The organism is Rhodopseudomonas sp. P2A-2r (assembly GCF_026015985.1).
GTDB lineage: Bacteria > Pseudomonadota > Alphaproteobacteria > Rhizobiales > Xanthobacteraceae > Tardiphaga.
In genome coordinates this window covers 921,743-948,168 of the sequence record NZ_CP110389.1, presented here as the reverse complement: position 1 = coordinate 948,168, position 26,426 = coordinate 921,743, and the positions used below count along the sequence as shown (strand labels likewise).

The window sequence follows — 26,426 nt, the reverse complement described above, 5'->3', positions numbered from 1 at the left end:
GGAGGAGCCATGAGCGAGCCCAGCAGCATCATGACCGCGCCCGGCATCGAAGACGTGCCGACGACGACGCTCGACACCACGCGCTGCCATCTCGGCGAGGGCTCGAACTACGATTCCGGCTCCGACACCGCCTGGTGGTTCGACATCCTCGAACGCCGGCTGTTCGAGGCGGAACTCGACACCGGCAAGACCACGTCCCATGCACTGCCGATCATGGCCAGCGCGCTGACCTTCATCGACGATACGCACCAGCTGCTGGCGGCGGACGATGGCCTCTACATCCGCGACATCATCGATGGCCGGCTGACGCTGCACACGGCGATCGAGGACGACAATGCCGGGACGCGCTCCAACGATGCGCGGGTGCATCCGTGCGGCACGTTCTGGACCAGCAGCATGGGACGCAAGGCAGAGACCGGTGCGGGCGCTATTTACGCGTTGCATCAGGGCGCGCTGACCCGGCTGTACGCCAACGTCACCATTCCCAACGCCATCTGCTTTGCACCGGACGGTGCCACCGGCTATTTCGCCGACACCCACAAGAACGTCCTCCACCGCGTCGCGCTGGATCCGGCGACGGGCCTGCCGACCGGCGCGCCCGAGACGCTCTATGTGCATCTCGGCGAAGGCGGTCTCGACGGCGCGGTGGTCGATCGCGACGGTGTGATCTGGTGCGCGCGCTGGGGCGGCGGCTGCGTCGACGCCTACTCGCCGGACGGCGTCCGGCTGCGGACCCTGCGCGTGCCGGCGCGGCAGCCGAGTTGCCCCGTGTTCATCGGCGCCGGTTTCGACCGCATGCTGATCACCTCGGCGCATGAGGGAATGGACGACAAGGCGCGTGCCGCCGACCCGGACCATGGCCGGACCTTCGTGATGGATCCGGGCGCGCGCGGGCGGCCCGAACCGCGTGTCAGACTGGGCTCGACGTAATGCAACAATTCAGCTTGCAGAAAATTGACGACAACTGGAAGGACACACTGCACCGGACTTGATATGATGTGCGCCCTCGGGCGCGACTGACAAGACACAGCACACCGCAACAAGCCGAAACCGGCATTCAATGAATTGGGAGTGGAACATGAATTTCATCAGGACAACTCTGTCTGCCGTGGCCCTCGCCGCGCTCGCGTTGAGCGGCCAGGCCGTCGCCCAGAGCAAGCCCACCGTCGGCATCGCCATGCCGACCAAGGCCTCCGCGCGCTGGATCGCCGATGGCGACAACATCGTGAAGGTACTGAAGGAGCGCGGCTACGGCACCGATCTGCAATATGCCGAAGACGACATTCCGAACCAGCTGTCGCAGATCGAGAACATGGTGACCAAGGGCGCCAAGGTGCTGGTGGTTGCCTCGATCGACGGCACCACTCTGTCCGACGTGCTGGCCCAGGCCAAGGCCAAGGGCATCACCATCATCGCCTACGACCGGCTGATCAAGGAGACCCCCAACGTCGACTACTACGCCACCTTCGACAACTTCCAGGTCGGCGTGCTGCAGGCGCAGTCGATCGAGGCCGCGTTGAAGCTGAAGGAAGGCAAGGGCCCGTTCAACATCGAGCTGTTCGGCGGCTCGCCCGACGACAACAACGCCTACTTCTTCTATGACGGCGCCATGTCGGTGCTGAAGCCCTATATCGACAGCGGCAAGCTGGTGGTGGCCAGCGGCCAGATGGGCATGAACAAGGTCTCGACCCTGCGCTGGGACGGCGCCACCGCCCAGGCCCGCATGGATAACCTGCTCAGCGCCTTCTACACCAACAAGAAACTGAACGCTGTGCTGTCGCCGTATGACGGCCTGTCGATCGGTATCCTGTCGTCGCTGAAGGGCGTCGGCTACGGCAGCGGCGACATGCCGATGCCCATCGTCACGGGCCAGGACGCCGAAGTCCCGTCGATCAAGTCGATGCTGCGCGGCGAGCAGTATTCCACCATCTTCAAGGACACCCGCGAACTCGCCAAGGTCACCGCCGACATGGTGGATGCGGCGCTGAGCGGCAAGCAGGTGCAGGTCAACGACACCAAGACCTACAACAACGGCCGCAAGGTCGTTCCGTCCTACCTGCTCAAGCCGGTGTCCGTCGACAAGAGCAACTGGGAGAAGGTGCTGGTCGAGAGCGGCTATTACAAGAAGTCGCAGTTCTGATTGCGTCTTCTTCCCTCTCCCGCACGGCGAAGCGAAGCTTCGCTAGGTGGGAGAGGGTGGATCGAATGACCAAAGGTCATTCGAGACGGGAGAGGGCAGCAACGAGACTGTGCCCCCCTCTCCCGAAGCCGAGCTGACGCTCGGCTCCGACCTCTCCCGCAAGCGGGAGAGGTGAAGAAAGACCTTCCCTCGGAGCCCGACGATGAATGCAATTCTGGAAATGCGCGGCATCTCAAAATCCTTCACCGGGGTGAAGGCGCTGAACGATGTCTGCTTCACCGTCGAGCCCGGCGAAATCCACGCGCTGGTCGGCGAGAACGGCGCCGGCAAGTCGACGCTCATGAAGGTGCTGAGCGGGGTCTATCCCCATGGCAGCTATGACGGCGCCATCGTGTTCGAAGGCGAGGAGCGCAAGTTCCGCGACATCAACGATTCCGAGGCGCTCGGCATCATCATCATCCACCAGGAGCTGGCGCTGATCCCGCTGATGTCGATCGCCGAGAACATCTTTCTCGCCAATCCGCCGTCGCGCTTCGGCATCATCGACCGCGACGCCCGCGACCGCCGCGCCAAGGAAGTGCTCGCCACCGTCGGCCTGCGCGAGTCGCCGGATACCCTGATCACCGATCTCGGCGTCGGCAAGCAGCAGCTGGTGGAGATCGCCAAGGCGCTGTCCAAGAAGGTCCGCCTGCTGATCCTCGACGAGCCGACCGCCAGCCTCAACGAAAACGACAGTGCGGCGCTGCTCGATCTGCTGGTCGAACTGCGCGCCCAGGGCATGTCGGCAATCCTGATCTCGCACAAGCTCAACGAAGTCGCCCGCGTCGCCGACCGCATCACCGTGCTGCGCGACGGCCGTACCGTCGACACGCTGGATTGCCACGCCGGCGTCGTTGAGGAAGACCGCATCATCCGCAAGATGGTCGACCGCGATCTCGAGCACCGCTATCCGCAGCGCGAACCTGATATCGGCGAGCCCATCTTCGCGGTGCAGGACTGGTCGGTCTATCACCCACTCCATGCCGACCGGCAGGTGATCAAGAACGTCGACTTCAATGTCCGGCGTGGCGAGATCGTCGGCATTGCCGGGCTGATGGGCGCCGGCCGCACCGAATTCGCCATGAGCATCTTTGGCGGCTCGTGGGGCCGCCGGATCACCGGCCGCGCCACGCTGAACGGCAAGCAGATCGACGTCTCCACCGTCGGCCGCGCCATCGATGCCGGGCTGGCCTATGTCACCGAGGACCGCAAGCAATTCGGGCTGCTGCTGGCCTCCGACGTGCGCAAGAACATCACGCTGGCCAATCTCGACGGCGTGTCCAGCAGCAAGATCATCGACGATATCAGCGAACTCAGGGTAGCCACCGACTATCGCAGCCGGATGCGGATCCGCTGTAACGACGTCTACCAGGAGTCCGGCAAACTGTCCGGCGGCAACCAGCAAAAGGTCATGCTGTCGAAATGGCTGTTCACCGATCCGCAGGTGCTGATCCTGGACGAACCGACGCGCGGCATCGACGTCGGCGCCAAGTATGAGATCTACTGCATCATCAACGAACTCGCGGATGCTGGCAAAAGCGTTATCGTGATTTCGTCGGAGATGCCGGAACTGCTGGGAATATGTGACCGCATCTGCGTGATGAACGAAGGCGCTTTCGTCGGCGAATTTGCCGCGCACGAGGCGACGCAGGAAAAAATCATGCGCGCGATCATGCGCAAGGGAGAACGACAGCCATGAGCGACAAGACCGTGGCGGCGCCGGCGCCGCCCAAGCATGCCGGATTCCTCAAGAACAACCTGCGCGAATACGGCATGCTGCTGTCGCTGTTCGCCATCATGCTGTTCTTCCAGGTGGTCACCGACGGCACGCTGCTGCGCCCGCTCAACCTGACCAACCTGGTGCTGCAGAACAGCTACATCGTCATCATGGCGCTCGGCATGCTGCTGGTGATCGTCACCGGCCATATCGACCTGTCGGTCGGCTCGGTGGCCGGCTTCATCGGCGCCGTTGCCGCGGTGCTGATGGTGCAGTTCAACATGAACTTCATTCTCGCCACCCTGATCTGCCTGGTGCTGGGCGGTTTCATCGGCGCGGCGCAAGGCTACTGGGTGGCCTATTTCAAGATCCCGTCCTTCATCGTGACGCTGGCGGGCATGCTGGTGTTCAAGGGCCTGGCGCTGGCGATCCTTCAGGGGCAGTCGGTGGGGCCGTTCGCGCCGACCTTCCAGAAGCTGTCCTCGGGCTTCATCCCCGAGCTGTTTCCCAACGCCGGCATCCTCTATCCGACCTCGCTGCTGATCGGCGCGGCGCTGGCCACCGCGCTGGTGGCCATGAACATGAAGGCCCGCGCCCGCCAGCAGAGCCACGGCGTCGAGGCCGAGCCGACCGGCTTCTTCGTCTTCAAGAACGCGCTGCTGTTCGCCGCCATCGTCTATTTCACCTATCTGATCGCCTCGCATCGCGGCCTGCCCAACGTGCTGGTGATCATGATGGTGCTAATCGGCATCTACGCCTTCGTCACCTCGCGGACCACCGTGGGCCGGCAGATCTATGCCGTCGGCGGCAATGCCAAGGCGGCAAGCCTGTCGGGCATCAAGACCGAACGGCTGACGTTCTTCACCTTCGTCAATATGGGCGTGCTGGCGGCCCTGGCCGGCCTGGTATTCGCCGCGCGGCTCAACACCGCGACGCCGAAGGCCGGCCTCGGCTTCGAGCTTGACGTCATCGCCGCCTGCTTCATCGGCGGCGCTTCGGCCTATGGCGGCGTCGGCAAGGTCGGCGGCGCGGTGATCGGCGCGCTGATCATGGGCGTCATGAACAACGGCATGTCCATCCTCGGCATCGGCATCGACTACCAGCAGGTGATCAAGGGCCTGGTGCTGCTCGGCGCGGTCTGCCTCGACGTCTACAACCAGAAGCGCTGAGGAGGACGGAGGCCATCGGCTCGTTGCCGGTGGCCATTCCGGGCCGGCGATCGCGGGAACTGGAGCGGGCGGAGGGAATCGAACCCTCGTATGCAGCTTGGGAAGCTGCCGTTCTACCATTGAACTACGCCCGCGTGGTCGTGCGGATTGATGTAGCCGAGACCGCGCGATCCGCCAAGCCGTATGTTCCGCCTGCGACAGCGCCACCCGGCACGCGATCCGGCCCGGGCCGGAACCGAGGGCGGCTGAGGCCTTTCCGGGTGCATCGATACACGTCCTGTTCGCCGTTGCCCCGCCGCGCCCGCAGGGCTAGTTTTGCCGGATGACGGCGACGACGATCTTTCAGGGTGACGGCCTCTCCGTGTCGGATTATCGCTGCGGCGCCGGCCCGCATGACCGGCCCTTTGCCGAGCACCACCTCAGCCATTCCATCTCCTATGTCCGCAAGGGCAGCTTCGGCTGCCGCTGCCGCGGCCAGTCCCACGAACTGGTGGCCGGCGCCTTCCTGATCGGTCATCCCGGCGACGAATATGTCTGCAGCCACGACCACTATGCCGGCGGCGACGAATGCCTGTCGTTTTTCCCGAGCCCCGAGCTGGTCGAGCAGCTCGGCGGCAGCAGCGGCATCTGGCAGCGCGGCGGCCTGCCGCCACTGGCCGAACTGATGGTGCTGGGCGAACGCGCCCAGGCCGCCGCCGATGGCCGCAACGACATCGGCGTCGACGAAGCCGGCCACGCGCTGCTGGCGCGGTTCGTCGAGATCGTATCGGGACGGACGCAGCGGCCGCTGATGGCCGAGGCGCGCGACCGCCGCCGCGCGGTGCAGGCCGCGCTGTGGATCGACGCCCATTCTGCGCAACCGATCGCGCTCGATGACGCCGCGCGCGAGACGGGCCTCAGCGCGTTTCATTTCCTGCGGCTGTTCACCGGCGTGATCGGCGTCACCCCGCACCAGTATCTGCTGCGCTCCCGATTGCGCCACGCCGCCCGCCTGCTCGCCGACCAGGAGCGCGCCATCACGGACATCGCGTTCGACGTCGGCTTCAACGACCTGTCGAATTTCATCCGCAGCTTCCGCCGCGCCGCCGGGGTCTCGCCGCGCGGCTTCCGCCGGGCTGCGCAGGCCGACCGCAAGAATCTCCAAGATCGGCTGACCGTGCACTGACTAGTCTGGCACCGGCCGCCATCGGCCGGCTTTCACACGGGACAGACAGCATGGCTTCCATTCACAAGGACATTTCGATCGCGGCCCCCGCCGACGTGGTGTGGGCGGCGATCGCCGACTTCGGCGCGCTGCATACCCGGCTGGTGCCGGGCTTCGTCACCGATACGCAACGCGAGGGGGACGCCCGTATCGTGACTTTCGCCAATGGCGCCGTCGCGCGCGAAATCCTGGTCGACTGCGACCCGGCCCGCATGCGGCTGGCCTATGCGATCGTCAGCGAGCGCGTCACCCAGCACAATGCCTCGGTACAGGTGCTGGCCGACGGTGCGACACGCAGCCGCGTGATCTGGACCGTCGACGTGCTGCCGCACGAGATTGCGCCCTACATGGACGCGCAGATGGATCTCGGCGCGCTGGCGATGCAGGCCAACTTCGAAAGGCGCACGGCATGACGGCATCGTTTCTCGCCGCGCTCTCCGCCGACGGCCCCGCCCTCGATCGCCGCGGCAAGATGGACCTGTACGGCTGGCTGATCGGCGCCTGGGAGCTCGACGTCACCCGCTTCCCGGCGCATGCGCCGCCACTGACGCTGAAGGGCGAGTGGCACTTCGGCTGGGTGCTCGAGGGCCGCGCCATCCAGGACGTCTGGATCGTGCCGCCGCGCGGCGCGCGCCACGGCGACGCCGTGGCCAACAGGAACTCGTATGGCAGCACGCTGCGGATCTACGATCCTGCCATCGATGCCTGGCAGATCCAGTGGAGCGATCCGGTGACGCAGAATTTCTGCACCATGACCGGTCGCCGCGACGGCGACGATATCGTGCAGCTCGGCCGCAACGCCGCCGGTCAGGCCATCCGCTGGAGTTTTTCGCAGATCACACCGGATCGGTTTCGCTGGCGCGGCGAGACATCGCCCGATGATGGCGCGAACTGGCGGCTCGATGTCGAGTTTATCGCCAGGCGAAGCGCGTGACGCGCCGTCACGACAGCGCCGGCCGCACCTCGGGGACCGCGCCGGATTTCGGTCCCCAGCGCGTGAGCAGCACGCTGAGCGCCGACAGCACGCCGAGCAGCACCATCGACGCCGCCGCGAGCCAGAAGAAGCTCTGGCTGGTGGCCTCGATCGACAGCAGCCACCCGCCGCCAACACAGATGAAGACCAGCCGCGCGGTCTGTGCCAGCACCGGGCCCAGCACCCGGGCCGCGCCCTGCGACGAGAAATACATCGCGGTGGCGAGGCCGAGAAAGGCGTACATCGGCGCCCCCGTGGCGAGATATTGCCGGCTGGCGGCGCGTACGCCGGGATCTTGCGTGAAGATGCTGACCCACAGGTCCGGATAGACGGCAACCAGCGTACCGAGCAGGCCGACCACGGCGAACGACACCCAGCCGGCGGTCCAGGCGATCCGGCGCGCCCGCTTGACCCTGCCCGCGCCGATCGCCATGCCGACCATGGGCACCGACGCCACGCCGACCGCGAAAGCGAGCGTGACGAGCAGGAATTCCAGCCGTGCGCCGATGCCATAGCCGGCCAGCACCTCGGTGCCAAACCGCGCCAGCATGTGCGTGAAGATGGTCAGGCTCAGCACGTTCTGCAGCGGCGAGAAGCAGGCGATGGCGCCGACCTTGAGAATGTCGAAGAACATGCCGCGCCGGATCTTGAGCCCGCGCAGCACCGGTCGGACCCGCGCGCGGCCGGAAAACACGTACCAGCCCATGATCGCCGCGCCGATGGTGTAGGCGATCAGCGAGCCCGCGGCGACGCCGCGCATGCCGAACGACGGCACCGGGCCGAGGCCGAGGCCAAGCACGCCGCCCAGAATGATCTGGCACACCGCGGAATTCAGCACGATCGCCGACGGCAGCTTCATGTTGCCGGTGCCGCGCAGGATGGCGGCAAACGTATTCATCAGCCACGGGATGATGCCGCCGCCGAAGAAGATCTGGATGTAGCCGATGGCCTGCGCCAATACGCTGCCGCGGCCGCCCAGCGCTTCCAGCAGCGTCGGGCCGAACACCAGCATGCCCACCGTGAAGGTCAGGCCGAAGCAGAGGCCGATCAGCAGCGCATGCAACGCCAGTGCGGATGCACGCTCGTGGTCGCCGGCGCCGAGCGCACGCGCGATCGCCGACGATACGCCGCCACCCATGGCGCCGCCGGACATGGTCATGGTCAGCATCACGAAGGGAAACACCAGCGCCATCGCCGCCAGCGATTCGGTGCCGAGCCGGCCGATATAGGAGGTCTCGGCGATGACGATCAGGGTGCCGGCGCTCAGCGCCACCACGTTGGGCCAGGACAGCCACAACAAGGTCGACAGGATGGGATGGTCGAGCAGCGGATTTCTGGCCGGCGCCGTCAGCCGAGGCAGCGCGTCTCGCTCGCCATCGACCAATGGTAGTTCGGCGACCGTGACCTCGGACATGCGTTTTCCCGGCGTCCCGGTCGTTCGCGCCGGAATCGTCCATTCTCCCTAGCACCGATTCCGCGCATTGCCATGTCCGCAGCACGCATGGGGGATGCGCGGCCGTCATCACCCTCATTCCCGGGCGCGAGCAGCGTCAGCTACGAGCACCCGGTAACGACGATAACGGCTTCACACGAAATTCATGCGGTCGATCTGAACGTTTACTGCATTGCGGCATTTGCCTTCTGCAATCAGAGGGTCTTCCATGCACAACAAGTTTCTGCTGTCCGCATGTCTCGTAGCTTTGGCGCTGCCGCTGGCTGCCTGCAACGAACAGGCGACTCACGTCTCCGGCGAGGATTTTGGCGCCAGCCCGAAGCTGGTCGAACCGGTGAAGTCGCTGATTCCCACCGTCAACATCGCCACCGCCAAGGGCTGGCCGGACGGCGCCAGGCCAACCGCGGCCAGCGGCATGGCCGTGAACGCCTTTGCCAGGGGACTGGACCATCCGCGCACGCTCTATGTCCTGCCGAACGGCGACGTGCTGGTGGCCGAGACCAATGCGCCGCCCAAGCCGGAAGACGGCAAGGGCATCAAGGGCTGGGTGATGGGCCTGGTGATGAAGCGGGCCGGCGCTGGCGTGCCCAGCGCCAACCGCATCAGCCTGTTGCGCGACGCCGACGGCGACGGCGTGGCCGAGACCAAAACGGCGTTCCTCGAAGGTCTGCATTCGCCGTTCGGCATGGCGCTGGTCGGCAGCGAGTTCTATGTCGCCAATGCCGATGCGGTGGTGAAATTCCCCTACCGGGACGGCGACACCAGGATCACCGCGGCGCCGGTGAAGGTCGCCGATCTGCCGGGCGGGCCGATCAACCATCACTGGACCAAGGACCTCACCGCCAGCCCGGACGGCACCAAGCTCTATGCCACCATCGGCTCCAACAGCAATGTCGGCGAGAATGGCATTGAGGCCGAGAAGGACCGCGCCGGCATCCTCGAGATCGACCGCGCCAGCGGCGCCTCCCGCGTGTTCGCCTCCGGCCTACGCAATCCCAACGGCCCATCGTGGCAGCCGCAGAGCGGCGCGCTGTGGGTCACGGTCAACGAGCGCGACGAGATCGGCAGCGACCTGGTTCCGGACTACATGACCTCGGTACGGGACGGCGGCTTCTACGGCTGGCCCTACAGCTATTACGGCCAGCACGTCGACGTCCGCGTCAGCCCGCAGCGGCCGGATCTGGTGGCCAAGGCCATCGTGCCGGATTACGCACTGGGCGCGCATACCGCCTCGCTGGGCCTCACCTTCAACACCGGAGACCTGTTCCCCGACAGCATGAAGGGCGGCGCCTTCGTCGGACAGCACGGCTCGTGGAATCGCAAGCCGCGCAGCGGCTACAAGGTCATCTTCGTGCCGTTCGAGGGCGGCAAGCCCTCGGGCAAGCCGCAGGATGTGCTCACCGGCTTCCTCGACGACAAGGGCGAGGCGCAGGGCCGCCCGGTCGGCGTCAGGATCGACCGGCACGGCGCGCTGCTGGTGGCCGACGACGTCGGCAATACGGTGTGGCGCGTGACCCCCGCCGGACCCAAGGCTGCTTCGCTCGAAGCCGGGAAATGATCCGCCGCATACCGTGGCCGACCCACGGCGATTGACGACAAAACAGGCAAGCCGCGGATCAACCGGCCTATCATTCGACCTTGCGCGGCCCGGTGATTTTGGCGAAAGCGTTTCGATTGGACAACGGCGTCGGCACCGGCCGGCGCCGCTGTTCGCGTCACCACTCGAAATGGATCCTTCTCCATGCGCATCCTGAACGCCGCCGCCGCCCAGATGGGACCGATCCAGAAAGCCGAAAGCCGCGAGGCCGTGGTGAAACGGATGCTCGCGCTGCTGGCCGAAGCCAAGGCGAAGGGTGCCGACCTCGTCGTCTATCCCGAACTGGCGCTGACCACGTTCTTTCCGCGCTACTACATGACCGACCCGAACGAGGTGGACAGCTGGTTCGAGTCGGAGATGCCCAACGCGGCGGTGCAGCCGCTGTTCGATGCCGCGGCCAAAGCCAATATCGCGCTGTCGATCGGCTACGCTGAATTGACGGAAGATGGTCACCACTACAACACCCAGATCCTCACCGACCGCACCGGCAAGATCGTCGGCAAGTACCGCAAGGTGCATCTGCCCGGCCATGTCGAGTTCGACACCGAGCGCACCCATCAGCATCTGGAAAAACGCTATTTCGAACCGGGCGACCTCGGCTTTCCGGTGTTCCGCGCGCTCGGCGGCATCTTCGGCATGATGATCTGCAACGATCGCCGCTGGCCGGAATCCTACCGCGTGATGGGCCTGCAGGGCGTCGAGATGATCGTGCTCGGCTACAACACCCCGTCGGTGAACTCGCAGAAGGCGGCAGAAGGTCCGGAGCAGCGGCTGTTTCACAACCGTCTGTCAGTGCAGGCCGGCGCCTACCAAAACTCGACCTTCGTGGTCGCGGTGGCCAAGGCCGGCAATGAGGACGGCTTCCCGCTGATCGGCGGCAGCCTCATCGTCAATCCGGACGGCGAGATCATGGCCGAGGCCAAGACCGAGGGCGACGAGCTGCTGGTGTGCGCCTGCGACCTCGATGCCACGCAGTTCGGCAAGAAAACCATCTTCGACTTCGCACGCCACCGCCGCATCGAGCACTACGGCCGCATCACATCGCAGACCGGCGTGATCCTGCCGCCGGAGTGACCTTCACTTACCTCTCCCGCCTAGCGAAGCTTCGCTTCGCCGGGCGGGGAGAGGGCAACAAGAGCCTACTGAAACATCACCACACCGAGCGCCATGCTGACCGCGGCCTGGGTCGGATCGATCACCGGAATGCCGATGGCCTCTTCCAGCGCCGCGCGATGCCGCGCCATGCCGGCGCAGCCCATCACGATCGAATTGGCGCCGTCGATATCCTTCAGTTCGCGGCCGACCTTGATCATGCGCTCCAGCGTGTCGCTGCCGGATGCGGTTTCGGCCACGGTCATGTTGAGCGGGCGCTCGCCGACGCAGCGGTCGGTGAGACTCATCTGGCGCAGGTAGCGCATGTGGCGGGGAATCGAGCGCTGTGCCACCGCGATGATGCCGAAGCGGTCGCCGCGCGCCAGCGCGGTCAGCACGCCGGATTCGGCGATGCCGAATACCGGCCGCGACGTCGCCTCGCGGCAGACCTGCAGGCCGGGATCGGAATAGCAGGCGATCACATAGGCGTCCGCGGAGTTGTCCGCCGCCACCAGCGCACGCAGCGGCATCGAAACGCTGTCCACGTCGGCCTGGCTCTCGACGCCGAAGGGCCCTTCGGCCAGCGTCACGCAGTCGATCTCCGGACCGTCCGCAAAGACCAGCGGTTGCAACGCCGCCGCCAGATGCCGCGTCACATTGTCGTTGGAATTCGGATTGATCACGAGGATCTTCTTGCGGCGCATATCCATCTCCTTGTCACGGCGGCATTATTGCCGGAAAGTGCGCTGCATCAAAGCTTGAATCGAAGGAGTTCACCTTGTCCGTTCCGGTCTACGATCTGGTTATCCGCGGTGGCACCGTCGGCACCTCCAGCGACGTGTTTGCGGCCGATGTCGGCATTGTCGGGGAAACCATCGTGGCAATCGGCAAGGGCCTCGCCGGCGGCAAGACCGAGATCGACGCAACAGGTAAGCTGGTGCTTCCCGGCGGCGTCGACGCCCATGCCCATATCGAGCAATTGTCCGCAGCGGGCATCATGAACGCCGACACGTTCGAAAGCGCCACCAGATCGGCGGCATTCGGCGGCACCACCAGCGTGATCTCCTTCGCCGCCCAGCATGTCGGCATGGACGCCATCACCGTGGTGAACGACTACAAGGCGCTCGCGAAGCGCGGCGCCATGATCGACTACGGCTTCCACCTGATCGTCTCGGACGTCACCGACAAGGTGATCACGCAGGACATTCCGGCGCTGGTTGCCGAGGGGTTCTCCTCGATCAAGATCTTCATGACCTATGACCGGCTGCGGGTCGACGACGAGAAGCTGCTGGACATCCTCGCCGCCGCCCGCGAAGCCAAGGCGCTGGTCTGCGTCCACGCGGAAAACCACGGCGTCATCTCGTGGATGGTCAAGCGCCTGCTCGACAAGGGCTATACGGCTCCGAAATATCATGGCGTCAGCCACGCCCGCGTCTCGGAATCCGAAGCCTTCACCCGGCTGATCGCCTTCAGCGAACTGCTCGACCAGCCGGTGATGATCTTCCATGTCTCGACCCGCGAGGGCGCCGCAGTGATCCGCGAAGCCCGCGGCCGCAGCGTCAAGATATTCGCCGAGACCTGTCCGCAATACCTGTTCCTCACCGCCGACGACCTCGACAAGCCCGGCGTCGAAGGCGCCAAGTGGATGTGCAGCCCGCCGGCCCGCACCACGGACGATCAGGAGGCGCTGTGGCGCGCGCTCGATCTCGGCGACCTGCAGCTGATCTCGTCCGACCACGCGCCGTATCGCATGGACGACACCGGCAAGCTGCGCGCTGGGCCGAACCCGAATTTCAAGCAGGTCGCCAACGGATTGCCCGGCTTGGAGGTGCGGTTGCCGCTGCTGTTCGACGCCATGATATCGAAGGGACGCCTCGGCCTGAAAAAGTTCGTCGAGCTGACCTCGACCGCACCGGCGCAGATCTACAATCTGGAAAAGAAGGGCTCGATCGCCATCGGCAAGGATGCCGACATCGCCATCTGGGATCCGGCAAAAAAGTCACGCTCACCGATGCCATGATGCATGACCTCGCCGGCTTCACCCCGTTCGCCGGCCGCGAGCTCACCGGCTGGCCTGACACGGTGCTGTTGCGCGGCCGCGTGCTGGTCGATGGCGACGCTTTCCACGGCACGCCCGGCGACGGCCGCCTGATGCTGCGCGACGGCGGCCCGGCGGCCACGCCGAGCGGCCGGATGGTCGCGGAGATGGACGAGCGTCGGAATTTTGGCGCCAAGCTGCTGTAGGCGAAGCGCGCAGAGCAGACGGGTTCTGAAGTTCTGTTTCTGTGGTACTGTTAAAGCGGCCGGCGCGGTTCGTGGCGGCCGTTCAGGTTAAGCGAAACCGAGATGCACGATGCCAACCTCACCTTCCGTCGTCGCGCAAGACCAGTCTTCGCTTTACGAAGACGACCTCTACGCATGGGCCAATCGGCAGGCGGAGCTGCTCCGCGCCCGCAAACTTGACGAGCTCGACCTCGATCACATCGCCGAGGAGATCGACGACGTGGGCAACGAAATCTACGAACGGCTGGAGAGCGCCCTCACGATCCTGTTCATGCACATGCTCAAATGGGATTACCAGCCGGAGCGTCGCTCGCGCAGCTGGGAGGCGACGATCCGGGAGCAGCGCAAGCGAATTGCGACGCTGATGCGCAAAAATCCATCACTGAAAGCGAGGCTCGCCGCGGCTCAGCAATCCGGTTACGACTACGGACGCGACAAAGCTTCCGGCGAGACCGACATCCCGGTCGAGAACTTCCCGGACGTATCTCCCTATAGCTGGCTGGACGTGACCGAACGCGAGTTCCGGTTGGATAGTTCCGACAAATGACGTCCTCCGCGATCGCCCGGGGCGCACCGGCCATGAGGAGTTGACGTGCGTCTCTTGGTGTTCGGGCTCGGCTACAGCGCACAGCGCTTCATCGATCGCCATGCCGGCGACTTTTCCCATATCACCGCCACCGTTCGCAGCGCGGAAAGCAGCAAGCCAGGCAAGGCGCCAATCTCGAACTGCTACTGTTCGGCGGCGACGGCTCCGATCCGGCGCTCGCAGCCCGCATCGCCGAGGCCGACTTGCTGCTGGTCTCGGTGCCGCCCGGCCCCAACGGTGACCCGGTGCTCGCCGCGTTTGGCTCGCAGATCGCGGCCAGCCGGATTCGCCGCATCGTCTATCTGTCGACCATCGGTGTCTATGCCGACCATGGCGGCGGCTGGATCGACGAGACCGCGGCACTGTCCGGCGATGGCCGCCGCCGGATGCGGATCGACGCCGAGGCGCAGTGGCGCGCCACTGCTGGCGAGCGGGCGACAATGCTGCGGCTGGCCGGCATCTACGGTCCCGGTCGCAATGCGCTCATCAATCTCGGGGCGGGCACGGCACGGCGAGTCGTCAAGCCCGGCCAGGTGTTCAACCGCATCCATGTCGATGACATCGCCGCCGCGGTCGCGGCGGCGTTCGCGCATCCGAAGGCGGGGATCTGGAACGTGTGCGACGACGAGCCCGCGCCGCCGCAGGAGGTCATTACTTATGCCGCGACGCTGATGGGCATCGCGCCGCCGCCAGAAGTTGCTTTTGAAGATGCGGAGATGAGTGCGATGGCGCGCAGCTTCTATGCCACCAGCAATCGCTGCACCAATGCACGGCTGAAGCAGGATCTTGGCGTCGCGCTGGCCTACCCGACCTACCGCGAGGGCCTCGGGGCGCTATGGCGGGGCGGCGAGGGCCAATAAAACAGCGGACCGAGCGGCCCGCTGTTGGTTTGCAAATGCAGCGACGACTTACTTCTCTTGTTCCATGGTCACGGCCACGTCCGCATTGGCGGACAGCCGCACCTTGTCGCCTTCGACTTCCGCAACCAGGCTGCCGTCGATGAAATGGTGGTGGCCCTTGTGATGGCCCTCGCCGCTGTCCTTCTTGGTCAGCTTGATGCGTCCGCCTTCGAAATGATCGACCGTGCCGACGTGAACGCCGTCAGCGCCGATGACTTCCATGTGCTCTTTGATGCCTGCAGTGCCGGCCATGTCGAATTCCTTGTTTGGTTGGACACACATAACGCGCCAAACCGGTTCCGGTTCAATTCAACCGAAAATGCCCACATAGACGCCCTACCCCAAGCCGGGCCTGCCTAGGGCGCCCTCAAGGAGGGACGCGCTTGGCAAGTTCGGCCGGCCGGCGCTATGGTTTTTCCATGATGGATTCGAGCGTCCTTCGGGACTTCGTCAACGGGCATCGGCGCCTCTTCGTCCTGACCGGCGCGGGCTGCAGCACGCAGTCGGGCATCCCCGATTATCGCGATGCCGCGGGCAACTGGAAACGCACGCCGCCGGTGACCTTCCAGGCCTTCATGGGCGACGACGCAACGCGCCGCCGCTACTGGGCGCGCAGCCTGATCGGCTGGCGGCGATTTGGCAGCGCGCAGCCCAACGACGCGCACCGCGCGCTGGTTCGGCTGGAAGAAATCGGCAAATGCGAGATCCTGCTGACGCAGAATGTCGACCGCCTGCACCAGGGCGCCGGCAGCGCGGGGGTAATCGACCTGCATGGCCGGCTCGACCTGGTGCGCTGCATGGGCTGCGAGCGGCGCATTACGCGCCGCGCATTGCAGGACGAGATGGGGCGATTGAACCCGCACTGGCTCGCCCTCGACGCGCGCGATGCGCCGGACGGTGACGCCGACCTCGAAAGCGATGATTTTTCCTCTTTCGAAGTGCCGGCCTGCGCCGACTGCGGCGGCATTCTCAAGCCCGACGTGGTGTTCTTCGGCGAAACCGTGCCGCGCGACCGCGTCGATACCGCCCTGGAGCATCTCGACAAGGCTGACGGCATGCTGATCGTCGGCTCCTCGCTGATGGTCTATTCCGGCTTTCGCTTCGTGCAGGCGGCGGCCCGCGCCGGCCTGCCCATCGCCGCGATCAATATGGGCCGCACCCGCGCCGACGAGTTGCTCACCGTCAAGGTCGAAGACCGCTGCGAAACGGCGCTGTCATTCTTGCTGTGAAACCCTCGCGAGATGCGGCAAGGCGCAGGGAGCCTTGTCCGGCAAATCAGCCAGATGCTGTAGCGCGGTGCGGCTGTTCAACGCCGCAAAGGTTTCGCGCGCGCTGAGATAGCCGACGGCTTCCTCGAAATCCTCGGCATCGTCGATCTTGGCGCGCGCAATGGCGAGATGGGAATCGATCTGGCCGCGGTTGCGTGGCTGATCGGCCAGCGTCCGCAGATGCGCCTCGCGCAGCTCGGGATCGCCGCGCAGCTCGTGCAGCGGGCTGGTGCCGTAGGCCGGCGCCGCCAGCGCCAGTTCGTTGGCGCGCACCAGCACCTGGGGCGGCGCGTTCTGCTCCGGCGTGCCGAACAGGCCAGCGCGCTGGCCGGCTTGCAGCAGGCGCGACGACAGCATCGCCACCGGCACCGACAGCAGCAGGCCGACGATCACCGGCGTCATCCACAGAAACAGCGGCAGCGACACCGCATAGGCGCTGATCGCCATCAGCACCCCGAACAAGGTCGGCACCGCATATTTGCTGATGACCTCGCGTAGCGGCACGCCGCCGTCGTCACGGCGCTGCACCTGCCAGCCGGCGTCGCGGCCGAGCAGAATCTCGCCGACCGCCGACGACTGGAAGATCATCATCACCGGCGCGATCAACCCGGACAGCAGCGTCTCAAAGACAATGCCGAACAACACCAGAAAGCCGCCGCCGAAGCGCCTGCGGTTCTCGCCTTGCGTCAGCAGCAGGACGTAGGCGAGCAGTTTTGGCACGATCAAGAGGCCCATGGTGCCGGCGAACACCCAGGCGGCGCGGACCGGATCCTGCGCCGGCCATTGCGGAAACAGCGAAAACCCCTTCGGGAAATATTCCGGCCGCACGAACTGCGCCTGCAACGAGATCAGGATGCCGAGCACCAAAAACAGGAACCACAAAGGCGCTGTCAGATAGGAGCCGATCCCGGTCATCAGATGCAGCCGCGACACCCAGTGCAGCCGGCGCGCCGGCAGCACTGCGAGATGCTGCAGATTGCCCTGGCACCAGCGACGATCGCGCGCGGCAAAGTCGAGCAGCGACGGCGGGCATTCCTCGAAACTGCCGCCGAGCTTCGGCGCCATGTGGATCGCCCAGCCGGCGCGCCGCATCAGGGCAGCCTCGATGAAATCGTGGCTGAGGATGTGACCGCCGAACGGTTTTCGCCCGGACAATTCCGGCAGCCCGGCATCGCCGGCAAAGGCGCGGACGCGGATGATGGCGTTGTGGCCCCAGTAGTTGCCTTCGGAGCCGTGCCACCACGCGATGCCCGACGCGATCACCGGACCGTACAGCCGGCCGGCGAACTGCTGCATCCGCGCGAACAGCGAGCGCGCATTGACCACGATGGGCAGGGTCTGGATCAGGCCGACGCCGGGATGCGCCTCCATGCCGGCGACCAGGCGCACGATGGTGTCGCCGGTCATCAGGCTGTCGGCGTCGAGGATGATCATGTGTTCGTAGCCGGCGCCGAAGCGTTTGACCCAGTCCTCGATATTGCCGGACTTGCGCGCAATGTTGCGCGGCCGATGGCGATAGAAGATGCGCTCGGCGCCGGCCTCGCGGCGCAGCTGCAGCAGTGCCTTCTCCTCGGCCACCCAGATCGCGGGATCGGTGGTGTCGCTGAGCACGAACCAGTCGAACTGCGCGCCTTGGCCGGTTTCATCGGCGGATTCCCAGATCGCGCGCAGCCGCGCCATGATGCGGTAGGGATCCTCGTTATAGGTCGGCAGCAGCATGGCATTGCGGCTGGTGATCGCCGGCAGCGGCGCGTTCGGCTCGATGGCCAGCGGATCGCGCTTGCGCACCAGCAGCATGGCAAAGCCCGCCAATGCTGACATGAACGAGAAGGCCACCCAGGCGAACAGCATCACGAACAGGCCGAGCACCATGCCTTCGAGGATGGTGACCCCGCCGACCTGCAGAACCTCGTACATTTCGTAACCGCCGGCCGCGGTCATCGCCGCGGTGCCGGTCAGGATATAGGCGCGCCGCAGAACGGTCGGCATCGGCTTGAACTGGGCACGCCGCTGCGTCGCAGTCGGCTCCGCCAGCGCCTGCGGCGCCATCGCCAGCGGCATGTCCGGCGGCAGAAATGCGTCGCCCGCGCCGGTGGGCGACGCGGACGCGATCGGTGGAGCTGCGCGAGTCATCGGGCTCTCCGCGCTCATGGTGTCCATCGATAGATCCAAACTTCGGAGATCGCCTGATCGTCCTGCATCAGCGACGCGCGCAGTTCCACCGGCTCCTTGCCCTTGATCGGCATTTCGAAGCTCAGGCGCCAGCCGCCGCTCTGCGGATTCGGCTGCGTGACGATGTTGCGAATCTCGGCCTTTTCGGCGGTGACCACGCCCTTGATCCTGCCGGGATCGATCGATTTCAGCCCGTCGCCGATCAGGTCGAGCACGAACAGTTTCGTATTGTCGCCGCGTGCACCGATGCCGCTGCGGGAAAAGATCGCCAGCGCCGAGGGCTTCGGATTGTCCGGACCCCAATGCAGGCGGTAGGTGTAGGTGTGCTCGCCATTGGCCGCCAGCGGGTTCTTCGGCCGCCAGAAGCTGCCGATGTTGTCGTGGATCTCTTCCTTGGTAGGGATTTCGAGCAGCTGCACCGCGCCCTCGCCCCAGTCGCCGATCGGCTCGACCCAGAGGCTGGGGCGTCGTTCGAAGCTGGATTCGAGATCCTGATAGTCGAGAAAATTCTTCTGCCGCTGCATCAGCCCGAAGCCGCGCGGGTTGAGATCGCCGAACGAACTGATCTGCAGATCTCGCGGATTGCTGAGCGGCCGCCACAGCTGTTCGCCACGCCCGTTGTAGATCGCCAGCCCGTCGGAATCGTGCACGGCGGGACGGAAGTCGTCGACCTCCATGCGGTCGTTCGGGCCGAAGAAGAACATGCTGGTGATCGGGGCAAGGCCGGCCGTCTTCAGTTCGACGCGCGGATAGATCGCCATTTCCACATCGAAGATCGTGGTCTCGCCGGGCCTGATCGTGAAGCGATAGGCAGCGGCGGCGCTTTCACTGTCGAGCAGTGCATGCACCACAATGGAGTTGGCATTGGCTGCCGGCTTCTCGATCCAGAACGCCTTGAACGAGGGAAACTCTTCGCCGGCCGCCTCGCCGGTGTTGATCGACAGGCCGCGCGCCGACAGGCCGTAGACCTGGCCCTTGGCGACCGCGCGAAAATAGCTGGCGCCGAGAAAGACGCAGACCTCATCATAATAATCCGGCTTGTTGATCGGCGCATGCAGCCGGAAGCCGCCGAAGCCGAGATCGGTGCCGGGCGGCGGTGGCGGCGTGGTGCCGAAGGAAAAGTTCTCCGGCTGATAGGGAACCTGGGTCGCCTGCCCGTTGGCCACTTCGTAGATGTCGACGCGGTTGGTGTAGAACGAGCCGCGGTGAAAGAACTGCACCTCGAACGGTAGCTTCTCGCCGTGCCACAACGCCTTCTCCGGATTGAAGCGCAGCGCGCGATACTGGTCGTAGTTCAGATCCTTCAACGAATCCGGCAGCTTGTTGTCCGGCGCCTTGTAGGGCTTGGTGGCAGCATCGCGCGCCAGCGTCCGTACAACGGACGCGTCGAACGGCGACGCCGCAACAGCGGCGCCAACGCTGCGCGGCAATATCGTCAGCAATGGGAGCGCGGCCGAGGCCCCGAGAAGTTGTCGTCGGTTCAAGGTGTCTCCAGATGTTCGAATGGCGAACATCAACAACACCGGCCGGGCGTGCAGGTTCCCGAGAGGAACAACACGCCTGCGATCCATTGTCGGCCAGCGCGTGATCAGAACGATCTAACTGCGGTCGTTACTTCACGGTAGGGATGCTGGGTTTGGAAGGCTGTTCGATATCTTCAGACGTCCACGACCGCAGGCAATCGACGAAATTCTTCAATCCATGCCGGCCGGCCAAGTCGGTCAGATATTCGTCCCATGTAGGGAAGCTGCGCGAGAGGTTGGCTGCAGCCTCCCGGGTGGCAGCATCGACGATTGCAGGGCCGCTTTCGAAAACCTCGCTGAGGAATTGATCTGGCGATAGCACTCTGACGCCGAGAACCTCCAGTGCGGCGACGTCGAAGTCCTTGAGATTGAACGTGACCAGCACGCTGGGCGCCACGGCTACGGCGGCAGAGGCTACATGGCGGTCCTTTGGATCCGTCCGGCCGATTGAGCGTTCGGGATCGAAGTCGTTGACGTACGCGTCGGGGAACAGCTCCCTGATGATCGGAACGGTGCCGGTGACGATGCGCTCGCGGGTCTCCGCCGGCATGTTTCTGAGCCACTCGTCTTCGATGCGTGGGCTCCACTTCACCACGAAGACGTCGTTTGCGGCCAACTGCAGCAGTAAGTTGCGCAGGTGGCCCGAGAACAGGACGTTCGCGTCAAGGAGCGCTGTTGCCGGGCGCATAATTCTCTTCGAGGTCTTCCGTGTCGGCGGACAATTTCGCTGCCAGTGAGCGCCGCCTATCTTCGGAATTTCTGAGTTCGGCGATGTCGCTTGCGCGGATGCGCCGGTGGGTCCCGACCTGCCTGAATGCAAGCTTTCCGGCGTCCATGCGCTGGTAGACGAGCGGCCTAGAGATCCCGAGCATTTCCGCAGCCTTCTCGGGCGAGACCTCGTCATGAGGCCTGAATAGCAATGCTTCGCCGGACTCGGCCATAGTCGCCAGCATGCACTGCACCGCGACGAGGACCGAGCGGGGCATCTCCGCCCACACCTTCTCTCCGTCGGCTTTCGTCAGAAACAGCCCACCGTGCTCGAGCGCGGAAGCGCGTCCGAGGAGGCTCGCCCCCTCCCTGGCTTGTTCGCGGTCGAGGTCGCGGACCTTGAGCGTCACCGGATCGGCCATGGCCGGCTCCTATCTGAAATAAGTGTAATATCTGTAATGTCTGCAATCGACAAAATCAAGACCGCTTGAGAGCGAACGACATGGCAGACGCCCCAAGGATGATGTCTCCGTGAGAACTCGAGAATCCTGCGCGGGAATGAGATTGACGACCCACCTTACAACGATCAATAATCGAAGGCGCTGATCGCAGGTGCGGCTTACGATGCATCCGCTTACGGGCAAGCTTACGCCCTATGCGGGCGAACTACGGGTCGGTTCGCAGCGACCGCGCCGCCCGCTACACCTTGAAGTGCTTGCTGAGCTTCAAGCTCTGGCCCTGGTAGTTGGAGCCGATGCGCTGGCCGTAGAGGGCGTCGGGGCGCGACAGCATTTTTTCGTAGACCAGGCGGCCGACGATCTGGCCGTGTTCGAGAATGAACGGCACCTCGCGCGAGCGCACTTCCAGCACGGCGCGCGAGCCGCGCCCGCCGGCGCCGTCATGGCCGAAGCCGGGATCGAAGAAGCCGGCATAATGCACGCGGAATTCGCCGACCAATGGGTCGAACGGCACCATCTCGGCGGCGTAATCCGGCGGCACCTGCACCTCCTCCTTCGAGGCGAGGATGTAGAATTCGCCGGGGTCGAGGATCAGCGTGCCGTCGCGGCGGGCCGCGATCGGCTCCCAGAACTCGTTCACCGCATAACCGCCACGGCGGTCGATATCGACCACGCCGGTGTGGCGCTTGGCGCGGTAGCCCACGAAACCGCTTTCGTTTTCGCCGGACAGATCCACCGACAGCGCCACGCCGTTGTTGAGATCGGCATCCTCGCTGTCGACCAGCGGATCGAGCGCGTGCAGATCTTCGAGCGCCTCGTTGTCGAGGATGGCGTCACCGACCCGGAAGCGCACCTGTGACAGCCGCGAGCCTTCGCGCAGCAGGACTGGAAACGTCTTCGGGCTGATCTCGGCATAGAGCGGACCGTGGTAGCCGGCGCCGATCACGTCGAAGCGGCGGGTGCCGTCGGCGATCACCCGGGTGAACACGTCGAGCCGGCCGGTCGAGCTCTTTGGATTGGCGGCGGCGAAGATCGACGGCGGCAGCGCCAGGCTTTCCAGCAAGGGCACGATGTAGACGCAGTTGGTCTCCAGCACTGCCCCGTCGGAGAGATCTATTTCGTGCAGCTTCAGTTCGTCGATGCGCTCGGCCACGGTCGAATTCGGACCGGGCAAAAAGCTGGCGCGGACGCGGTAGGCGATGTCGCCGAGCCGCAAATCGAGGCTGGCCGGCTGGATCTGGCTCTCCACGAAGGGATAGGCCGGCAGGATCAGGCCGGCATCGGCCATCTGCGCGATCATGCGATCGGGCAGAATACCATCGGCATCAGCAGGCAGCGTGAAGGGCACTGGACTCATCCTTGGCGCACGGCGGCATGGGACGCTCGCGAAAATGCAATTTTATCGGTTATCCCACCATCGGCTTGACGGGAAGGGGCGACGGGAATATCAGGAACCTTATCCCGTGGTGATTTGAGCCGGCCGGCTTGCAGCCACGTTAAACAAGTCGCTAAACAGGCCGGGGACGCATGTGTGATCCCGGCCGTTGGACGTCTGTCCAGGCCGGTTTTTTGTGGCTGCCGCAAGGGGCCGCGACGGGAGATCACATGTCTGAGACCAAAACCACTGCTGCCCATTACCGTCCCGAAACCCGCCTCGTCCATGCCGGCATGCTGCGTTCGCAGTTCGGCGAGACCTCCGAAGCGCTGTTCCTGACCCAGGGCTTTGTCTACGACAGCGCCGAACAGTGCGAAGCGCGCTTCAAGGGCGAGGAGCCCGGCTTCATCTATTCGCGCTTCTCCAATCCGAACATCTCGATGTTCGAGAGCCGGATGATCGACCTCGAAGGCGCCGAGGCCGGCCGCGCCACCGCCACCGGCATGGCCGCGGTGACTGCCGCGATTCTGGCACCACTGCGCATCGGCGACCACGTGGTCGCCTCCAAGCAGTTGTTCGGCTCCTGCCGCTACGTGGTGGAAGAGCTGCTGCCGCGCTACGGCATCGAGTTCACGCTGGTCGACGGCCTCGATCTCGACGCCTGGCAAAAGGCGATGCGCCCGAACACCAAGAGCTGTTTCCTGGAAAGCCCGACCAACCCGACCCTGGACGTGCTCGACATTCCCGCTATCGCCGCGATCGCCCATGCCTGCGGCGCGCGGCTGATCGTCGACAACGTGTTCGCGACGCCGATCTGGCAGAGCCCGCTGACGCTCGGCGCCGATGTCGTCGTCTATTCCGCGACCAAACACATCGACGGCCAGGGCCGCTGCCTCGGCGGCATCATCCTCGGCTCCAAGGATTTCATCAGCGAGCACATCCACAACTACCTGCGCCAGACCGGCCCGGCGATCTCGCCGTTCAATGCCTGGGTATTGGTGAAGGGACTGGAGACCCTGGCGATTCGCGTCAAGCAGCAGACCGAGAGCGCCGGCGCCATCGCCGATGCCCTCGCCGCGCATCCGAAGATCTCGCGGCTGATCTATCCCGGTCGCGCCGATCATCCGCAGGCCGCGCTCGTCAAGAGGCAGATGCGCGCCGGTTCGACGCTGATCGGCTTCGAGGTGAAGGGCGGCAAGGCCGCCGCGTTCCGCGTGCTCAACGCACTGAAGCTGACGCGGATCTCCAACAACCTCGGCGACTCCAAGAGCCTGGTGACGCATCCGGCGACCACGACCCATCAGCGCCTGCCGATCGAGGCCCGCGCCGAACTCGGCATCAGCGAAGGCTTTATCCGCTTCTCGACCGGGCTCGAGCACAAGGACGATCTGGTCGAAGATCTCGAGGCGGCGCTGAAGCAGGCGTAGCTGCAAGCACGGACCGTCATCCTGAGGTGCGCGCGCTTTGGCGCGCGCCTCGAAGGATGGCCGCGAGCGCTTTCGCCGCATCCTTCGAGGCTCGCCGAAGCCGGCGAGCACCTCCAGCCTGAACGCAATTGCGTTCAGGCGAGGATGACGGCAACTGAGCCTGCCGAACGTCTGTGCTTTGACCTTACGCCGCCATCGCCGCCGGCGGTGACAGTGCCTGGAACCCGTCCGACAGTTGCAGCTTCGGCTCGGTCAGCGACTGCAGCTTCTCCAGCGTCATGCCGTCGACCATCTCCACCACGAACAGCCCCTGGGCGGTGACGTCGATCACCGCGAGGTTGGTGTAGATGCGCTTGACGCAGCCCGCCGCGGTGAGCGGCAGGGTGCAGCGGTTGAGGATGCGCGGATTTCCTTCTTGTCGGTGTGCTCCATGATCACACGGATCGCCTTGGCGCCGACCGCCAGATCCATGGCGCCGCCGACGCCGGGCGGGAACGACGGATCCTCGGTGGTCCAGTTGGCGAGGTCGCCCTTCTCCGACACCTCGAACGCGCCGAGCAGGCTGATATCGAGATGGCCGCCGCGGATCATCAGGAAGGCATCGGCGTGATGCATGAACACGCCGCCGGTGATCAGCGTGGTGTAGTTCTTGCCGGCGTCGATCATGTTCTCGTCTTCGGTGCCGGGTTCGGGCTTCGGGCCAAGCCCCAAAATGCCGTTCTCGCTATGGAAGATGACTTCGCGGCCTGCGGGCACGAAGCTCGCCGCCAGCGTGGGAATGCCGATGCCGAGATTGACGAAGGCGCCGTCCGGCAGGTCCTGCGCGGCGCGCCAGGCCATCTGCTCGCGGGTGAGGGGCTTGTAGTTCACAGTCATACGCTTGCTCCGACGACAACGACACGGTCGATGAAAATGCTCGGTGTCACCACCGCTTCGGGATCGAGCGAACCGAGTTCGACCATTTCATTGACCTGCACGACGCTCACGTCGGCGGCCATGGCCATCACCGGATTGAAATTCCGCGCCGACTTGATGTAGGTGAGATTGCCCCAGCGGTCCGCCTTGTCGGCGCGCAGCAGCGCGATATCGCCCTTCAGGGGCTTCTCGAACACGTGCAGCCGGCCGTCGATCTCGCGGGTCTCCTTGCCGTCGGCCAGCTTCGTGCCGGCCGACACCGGCGAGAAGAAGCCGCCGAGGCCCGCGGCATGGCAGCGCATCCGCTCGGAGATGGTGCCCTGCGGCACAAGTTCGAGTTCCAGGGTCTTGTCGCGATAGGCGTTGAGGAAGGCGCTGTAGTCGCCGGAGCGGGGATAGGAGCAGATCACCTTGCGCACCCGGCCCGAATTGATCAGCCGTGCCAGACCGACATCGCCGTTGCCGGCATTGTTGGCGACAAGGGTCAGCTCGCGGGCGCCCTGCTCGTGCAGCGCTTCCAAGAGGTCGTCGGCCACGCCGACCGCGCCAAATCCCGCCACCAGCACGGTGGCGCCATCCGCCACACCCGCCACCGCGTCTCCCAGACTCTTTACTTGCTTGTCGATCACCCAAAAAACTCCCTGTCGCGGAATATTGTTCTCAGTCGGCCCGCGCGCTGCCGGATTTATTGCGGCGCGAATAGAGCATCGCGCCGTCGGCACATAAAGCCACAAATTTGCAGGCGGGGTGCGCGGGGATGCGCCCCCGCGACGCCCCGATGACAACCCCAACGAATTTCCCGGTTGCAAAGTTTTCGGCGCGCGCTTCTAATTGGAACAATTAAAAAGTATCGGGAGGTTGCACGTGTCCACAGTCAAACTGACGGTCAACGGCAAGGCTGTTTCTGCCGACGTTGAAGACCGAACCCTGCTGGTGCATCTGCTGCGCGAGCATCTGGGCCTCACCGGCACCCATGTCGGCTGCGATACCAGCCAGTGCGGCGCATGCGTGGTCCATATCGACGGCCGCGCGGTCAAGTCCTGCACCACTCTGGTCGGCCAGGCCAATGGCACCAACGTCACCACCATCGAGGGTATTTCGCGCGGCGACGAGCTGCACCCGATGCAGGCGGCATTCCGCGACAATCACGGGCTTCAGTGCGGCTATTGCACGCCGGGCATGATCATGGCGTCCATCGACATCGTCAACCGCTACGGCGGCAATCTCGACGAGGACACCGTCCGCCACGAGCTGGAAGGCAACATCTGCCGCTGTACCGGCTACCACAACATCGTCAAGTCGGTGCTCGATGCCGCCGGCCGCATGAAGGTGGCTCAGGCGGCGGAGTGATCCGCCGCACGCGAATTCGAACGTGAACCAACAAAGCGACGGCGACCCGACGCTGTGAAGTCCAGCGCGGGTGACGCG

At 65.0% G+C, this 26,426-nt stretch carries 23 protein-coding genes, 1 tRNA gene, 2 pseudogenes and 1 riboswitch; of the genes and pseudogenes, 15 read left to right on the top strand and 11 right to left on the bottom strand.

Features of this window, described 5'->3' with window-relative positions:
• The first annotated feature begins 9 nt into the window (after window positions 1-9).
• The 4 genes from ONR75_RS04405 to mmsB all read left to right on the top strand — a co-directional run bounded on the left by ONR75_RS04405 (window position 10) and on the right by mmsB (window position 5,065).
• On the top strand, window positions 10-930 hold the full coding sequence (locus ONR75_RS04405; protein ID WP_265081548.1) for an SMP-30/gluconolactonase/LRE family protein: 921 nt from the start codon (window positions 10-12) through the stop codon (window positions 928-930).
• 148 nt (window positions 931-1,078) lie between these two features.
• Window positions 1,079-2,140: a multiple monosaccharide ABC transporter substrate-binding protein gene (chvE, locus tag ONR75_RS04400; RefSeq protein ID WP_265081547.1), complete on the top strand. Its 1,062-nt coding sequence runs from the start codon at window positions 1,079-1,081 to the stop codon at window positions 2,138-2,140.
• Window positions 2,141-2,342: 202 nt separating this feature from the next.
• Complete coding sequence (mmsA, locus tag ONR75_RS04395; protein ID WP_265081546.1) at window positions 2,343-3,878, top strand: multiple monosaccharide ABC transporter ATP-binding protein; 1,536 nt, start codon at window positions 2,343-2,345, stop codon at window positions 3,876-3,878.
• Window positions 3,875-5,065 carry a multiple monosaccharide ABC transporter permease gene (gene mmsB, locus ONR75_RS04390; protein ID WP_265081545.1) on the top strand — a complete coding sequence of 397 codons (1,191 nt, stop codon included), beginning with the start codon at window positions 3,875-3,877 and terminating at the stop codon, window positions 5,063-5,065. The genes mmsA and mmsB overlap by 4 nt, the downstream gene beginning before the upstream one ends.
• A 60-nt stretch (window positions 5,066-5,125) precedes the next feature.
• Here mmsB and ONR75_RS04385 read toward each other — a convergent pair.
• Window positions 5,126-5,199, bottom strand: a tRNA-Gly gene (locus tag ONR75_RS04385).
• A 188-nt stretch (window positions 5,200-5,387) separates the two neighbouring features.
• Here ONR75_RS04385 and ONR75_RS04380 point away from each other — a divergent pair.
• From ONR75_RS04380 to ONR75_RS04370, 3 genes are read left to right on the top strand one after another with little or no spacing between them, the layout of a single operon-like run.
• On the top strand, window positions 5,388-6,230 hold the full coding sequence (locus tag ONR75_RS04380) for a helix-turn-helix transcriptional regulator (RefSeq protein WP_265081544.1): 843 nt from the start codon (window positions 5,388-5,390) through the stop codon (window positions 6,228-6,230).
• 50 nt (window positions 6,231-6,280) lie between these two features.
• Window positions 6,281-6,682, top strand: coding sequence for an SRPBCC family protein (locus ONR75_RS04375; RefSeq protein WP_265081543.1), 402 nt, complete (start codon window positions 6,281-6,283; stop codon window positions 6,680-6,682).
• Window positions 6,679-7,203 carry a hypothetical protein gene (locus ONR75_RS04370; RefSeq protein WP_265081542.1) on the top strand — a complete coding sequence of 175 codons (525 nt, stop codon included), beginning with the start codon at window positions 6,679-6,681 and terminating at the stop codon, window positions 7,201-7,203. The genes ONR75_RS04375 and ONR75_RS04370 overlap by 4 nt, the downstream gene beginning before the upstream one ends.
• Window positions 7,204-7,210: 7 nt before the next feature.
• On the opposite strand, the gene ONR75_RS04365 is transcribed toward ONR75_RS04370, so the two are convergent.
• Entirely contained in the window at window positions 7,211-8,656 is a 1,446-nt protein-coding gene (locus tag ONR75_RS04365; protein ID WP_265081541.1) for an MATE family efflux transporter, read from the bottom strand.
• Between the two features lie 247 nt (window positions 8,657-8,903).
• On the opposite strand from ONR75_RS04365, the gene ONR75_RS04360 reads away from it, so the two are divergent.
• Together ONR75_RS04360 and ONR75_RS04355 are read left to right on the top strand one after the other, a co-directional pair.
• Window positions 8,904-10,253, top strand: coding sequence for a PQQ-dependent sugar dehydrogenase (locus tag ONR75_RS04360; protein ID WP_265081540.1), 1,350 nt, complete (start codon window positions 8,904-8,906; stop codon window positions 10,251-10,253).
• A gap of 183 nt (window positions 10,254-10,436) precedes the next feature.
• The gene (locus ONR75_RS04355; RefSeq protein WP_265081539.1) at window positions 10,437-11,366 is read left to right on the top strand and encodes an N-carbamoyl-D-amino-acid hydrolase; all 930 of its coding nucleotides are present in this window, start codon (window positions 10,437-10,439) and stop codon (window positions 11,364-11,366) included.
• Between the two features lie 65 nt (window positions 11,367-11,431).
• Here ONR75_RS04355 and ONR75_RS04350 read toward each other — a convergent pair whose 3' ends face one another.
• Window positions 11,432-12,088, bottom strand: coding sequence for an aspartate/glutamate racemase family protein (locus ONR75_RS04350; protein ID WP_265081538.1), 657 nt, complete (start codon window positions 12,086-12,088; stop codon window positions 11,432-11,434).
• Between the two features lie 74 nt (window positions 12,089-12,162).
• Between ONR75_RS04350 and hydA the strand changes: the two are divergent.
• The 3 genes and pseudogenes from hydA (at window position 12,163) to ONR75_RS04335 (ending at window position 15,113) form a co-directional block, all read left to right on the top strand.
• Window positions 12,163-13,628, top strand: a pseudogene (gene hydA / locus ONR75_RS04345) (dihydropyrimidinase).
• A 109-nt stretch (window positions 13,629-13,737) separates the two neighbouring features.
• The gene (locus tag ONR75_RS04340) at window positions 13,738-14,214 is read left to right on the top strand and encodes a DUF29 domain-containing protein (RefSeq protein WP_265081537.1); all 477 of its coding nucleotides are present in this window, start codon (window positions 13,738-13,740) and stop codon (window positions 14,212-14,214) included.
• 242 nt (window positions 14,215-14,456) lie between these two features.
• The gene (locus ONR75_RS04335; protein ID WP_320109695.1) at window positions 14,457-15,113 is read left to right on the top strand and encodes an NAD-dependent epimerase/dehydratase family protein; all 657 of its coding nucleotides are present in this window, start codon (window positions 14,457-14,459) and stop codon (window positions 15,111-15,113) included.
• Window positions 15,114-15,161: 48 nt separating this feature from the next.
• Here ONR75_RS04335 and ONR75_RS04330 read toward each other — a convergent pair whose 3' ends face one another.
• Window positions 15,162-15,404: a DUF2171 domain-containing protein gene (locus ONR75_RS04330; RefSeq protein WP_265081536.1), complete on the bottom strand. Its 243-nt coding sequence runs from the start codon at window positions 15,402-15,404 to the stop codon at window positions 15,162-15,164.
• A 170-nt stretch (window positions 15,405-15,574) separates the two neighbouring features.
• Between ONR75_RS04330 and ONR75_RS04325 the strand changes: the two genes are divergently transcribed.
• A complete protein-coding gene (locus tag ONR75_RS04325) occupies window positions 15,575-16,381 on the top strand; it encodes an NAD-dependent protein deacetylase (RefSeq protein WP_413776491.1) in 807 nt (268 codons plus the stop codon).
• Here ONR75_RS04325 and mdoH read toward each other — a convergent pair.
• The 5 genes from mdoH to ONR75_RS04300 form a co-directional block, all read right to left on the bottom strand.
• The gene (gene mdoH, locus ONR75_RS04320; RefSeq protein ID WP_265081535.1) at window positions 16,367-18,553 is read right to left on the bottom strand and encodes a glucans biosynthesis glucosyltransferase MdoH; all 2,187 of its coding nucleotides are present in this window, start codon (window positions 18,551-18,553) and stop codon (window positions 16,367-16,369) included. The two genes, ONR75_RS04325 and mdoH, sit on opposite strands and share 15 nt — an antisense overlap.
• A 14-nt stretch (window positions 18,554-18,567) precedes the next feature.
• On the bottom strand, window positions 18,568-20,076 hold the full coding sequence (locus tag ONR75_RS04315) for a glucan biosynthesis protein G (RefSeq protein ID WP_265081534.1): 1,509 nt from the start codon (window positions 20,074-20,076) through the stop codon (window positions 18,568-18,570).
• A gap of 127 nt (window positions 20,077-20,203) precedes the next feature.
• Window positions 20,204-20,803, bottom strand: coding sequence for a PIN domain-containing protein (locus tag ONR75_RS04310; protein WP_265081533.1), 600 nt, complete (start codon window positions 20,801-20,803; stop codon window positions 20,204-20,206).
• A complete protein-coding gene (locus ONR75_RS04305) occupies window positions 20,778-21,245 on the bottom strand; it encodes a helix-turn-helix domain-containing protein (protein ID WP_265081532.1) in 468 nt (155 codons plus the stop codon). Before ONR75_RS04305 ends, ONR75_RS04310 begins: the two co-directional genes overlap by 26 nt.
• A 277-nt stretch (window positions 21,246-21,522) precedes the next feature.
• Complete coding sequence (locus tag ONR75_RS04300; RefSeq protein WP_265081531.1) at window positions 21,523-22,629, bottom strand: 2'-deoxycytidine 5'-triphosphate deaminase; 1,107 nt, start codon at window positions 22,627-22,629, stop codon at window positions 21,523-21,525.
• Between the two features lie 105 nt (window positions 22,630-22,734).
• Window positions 22,735-22,814: riboswitch (SAM riboswitch) on the top strand.
• A gap of 72 nt (window positions 22,815-22,886) precedes the next feature.
• Here ONR75_RS04300 and ONR75_RS04295 point away from each other — a divergent pair.
• Window positions 22,887-24,083 (top strand): O-succinylhomoserine sulfhydrylase, encoded by a 1,197-nt coding sequence (locus ONR75_RS04295; protein ID WP_265081530.1) that lies wholly within the window; start codon window positions 22,887-22,889, stop codon window positions 24,081-24,083.
• Window positions 24,084-24,267: 184 nt separating this feature from the next.
• On the opposite strand, the pseudogene ONR75_RS04290 reads toward ONR75_RS04295, so the two are convergent.
• Both ONR75_RS04290 and ONR75_RS04285 read right to left on the bottom strand, forming a co-directional pair.
• Window positions 24,268-24,959 (bottom strand): annotated as a pseudogene (locus tag ONR75_RS04290) (3-oxoacid CoA-transferase subunit B).
• Entirely contained in the window at window positions 24,956-25,627 is a 672-nt protein-coding gene (locus ONR75_RS04285) for a 3-oxoacid CoA-transferase subunit A (protein ID WP_265081529.1), read from the bottom strand. Before ONR75_RS04285 ends, ONR75_RS04290 begins: the two are co-directional and overlap by 4 nt.
• 235 nt (window positions 25,628-25,862) lie before the next feature.
• Between ONR75_RS04285 and ONR75_RS04280 the strand changes: the two genes are divergently transcribed.
• Window positions 25,863-26,348 (top strand): (2Fe-2S)-binding protein, encoded by a 486-nt coding sequence (locus ONR75_RS04280; protein WP_265081528.1) that lies wholly within the window; start codon window positions 25,863-25,865, stop codon window positions 26,346-26,348.
• Window positions 26,349-26,426 lie beyond the last annotated feature (78 nt).

Coding starts and splice junctions, on each gene's coding strand:
- ONR75_RS04405 (WP_265081548.1), top strand. CDS start 10: ATGAGCGAGCCCAGCAGCATCATGACCGCGCCCGGCATCGAAGACGTG.
- chvE (WP_265081547.1), top strand. CDS start 1,079: ATGAATTTCATCAGGACAACTCTGTCTGCCGTGGCCCTCGCCGCGCTC.
- mmsA (WP_265081546.1), top strand. CDS start 2,343: ATGAATGCAATTCTGGAAATGCGCGGCATCTCAAAATCCTTCACCGGG.
- mmsB (WP_265081545.1), top strand. CDS start 3,875: ATGAGCGACAAGACCGTGGCGGCGCCGGCGCCGCCCAAGCATGCCGGA.
- ONR75_RS04380 (WP_265081544.1), top strand. CDS start 5,388: ATGACGGCGACGACGATCTTTCAGGGTGACGGCCTCTCCGTGTCGGAT.
- ONR75_RS04375 (WP_265081543.1), top strand. CDS start 6,281: ATGGCTTCCATTCACAAGGACATTTCGATCGCGGCCCCCGCCGACGTG.
- ONR75_RS04370 (WP_265081542.1), top strand. CDS start 6,679: ATGACGGCATCGTTTCTCGCCGCGCTCTCCGCCGACGGCCCCGCCCTC.
- ONR75_RS04365 (WP_265081541.1), bottom strand. CDS start 8,656: ATGTCCGAGGTCACGGTCGCCGAACTACCATTGGTCGATGGCGAGCGA.
- ONR75_RS04360 (WP_265081540.1), top strand. CDS start 8,904: ATGCACAACAAGTTTCTGCTGTCCGCATGTCTCGTAGCTTTGGCGCTG.
- ONR75_RS04355 (WP_265081539.1), top strand. CDS start 10,437: ATGCGCATCCTGAACGCCGCCGCCGCCCAGATGGGACCGATCCAGAAA.
- ONR75_RS04350 (WP_265081538.1), bottom strand. CDS start 12,088: ATGCGCCGCAAGAAGATCCTCGTGATCAATCCGAATTCCAACGACAAT.
- ONR75_RS04340 (WP_265081537.1), top strand. CDS start 13,738: ATGCCAACCTCACCTTCCGTCGTCGCGCAAGACCAGTCTTCGCTTTAC.
- ONR75_RS04330 (WP_265081536.1), bottom strand. CDS start 15,404: ATGGCCGGCACTGCAGGCATCAAAGAGCACATGGAAGTCATCGGCGCT.
- ONR75_RS04325 (WP_413776491.1), top strand. CDS start 15,575: ATGGATTCGAGCGTCCTTCGGGACTTCGTCAACGGGCATCGGCGCCTC.
- mdoH (WP_265081535.1), bottom strand. CDS start 18,553: ATGACTCGCGCAGCTCCACCGATCGCGTCCGCGTCGCCCACCGGCGCG.
- ONR75_RS04310 (WP_265081533.1), bottom strand. CDS start 20,803: ATGCGCCCGGCAACAGCGCTCCTTGACGCGAACGTCCTGTTCTCGGGC.
- ONR75_RS04305 (WP_265081532.1), bottom strand. CDS start 21,245: ATGGCCGATCCGGTGACGCTCAAGGTCCGCGACCTCGACCGCGAACAA.
- ONR75_RS04295 (WP_265081530.1), top strand. CDS start 22,887: ATGTCTGAGACCAAAACCACTGCTGCCCATTACCGTCCCGAAACCCGC.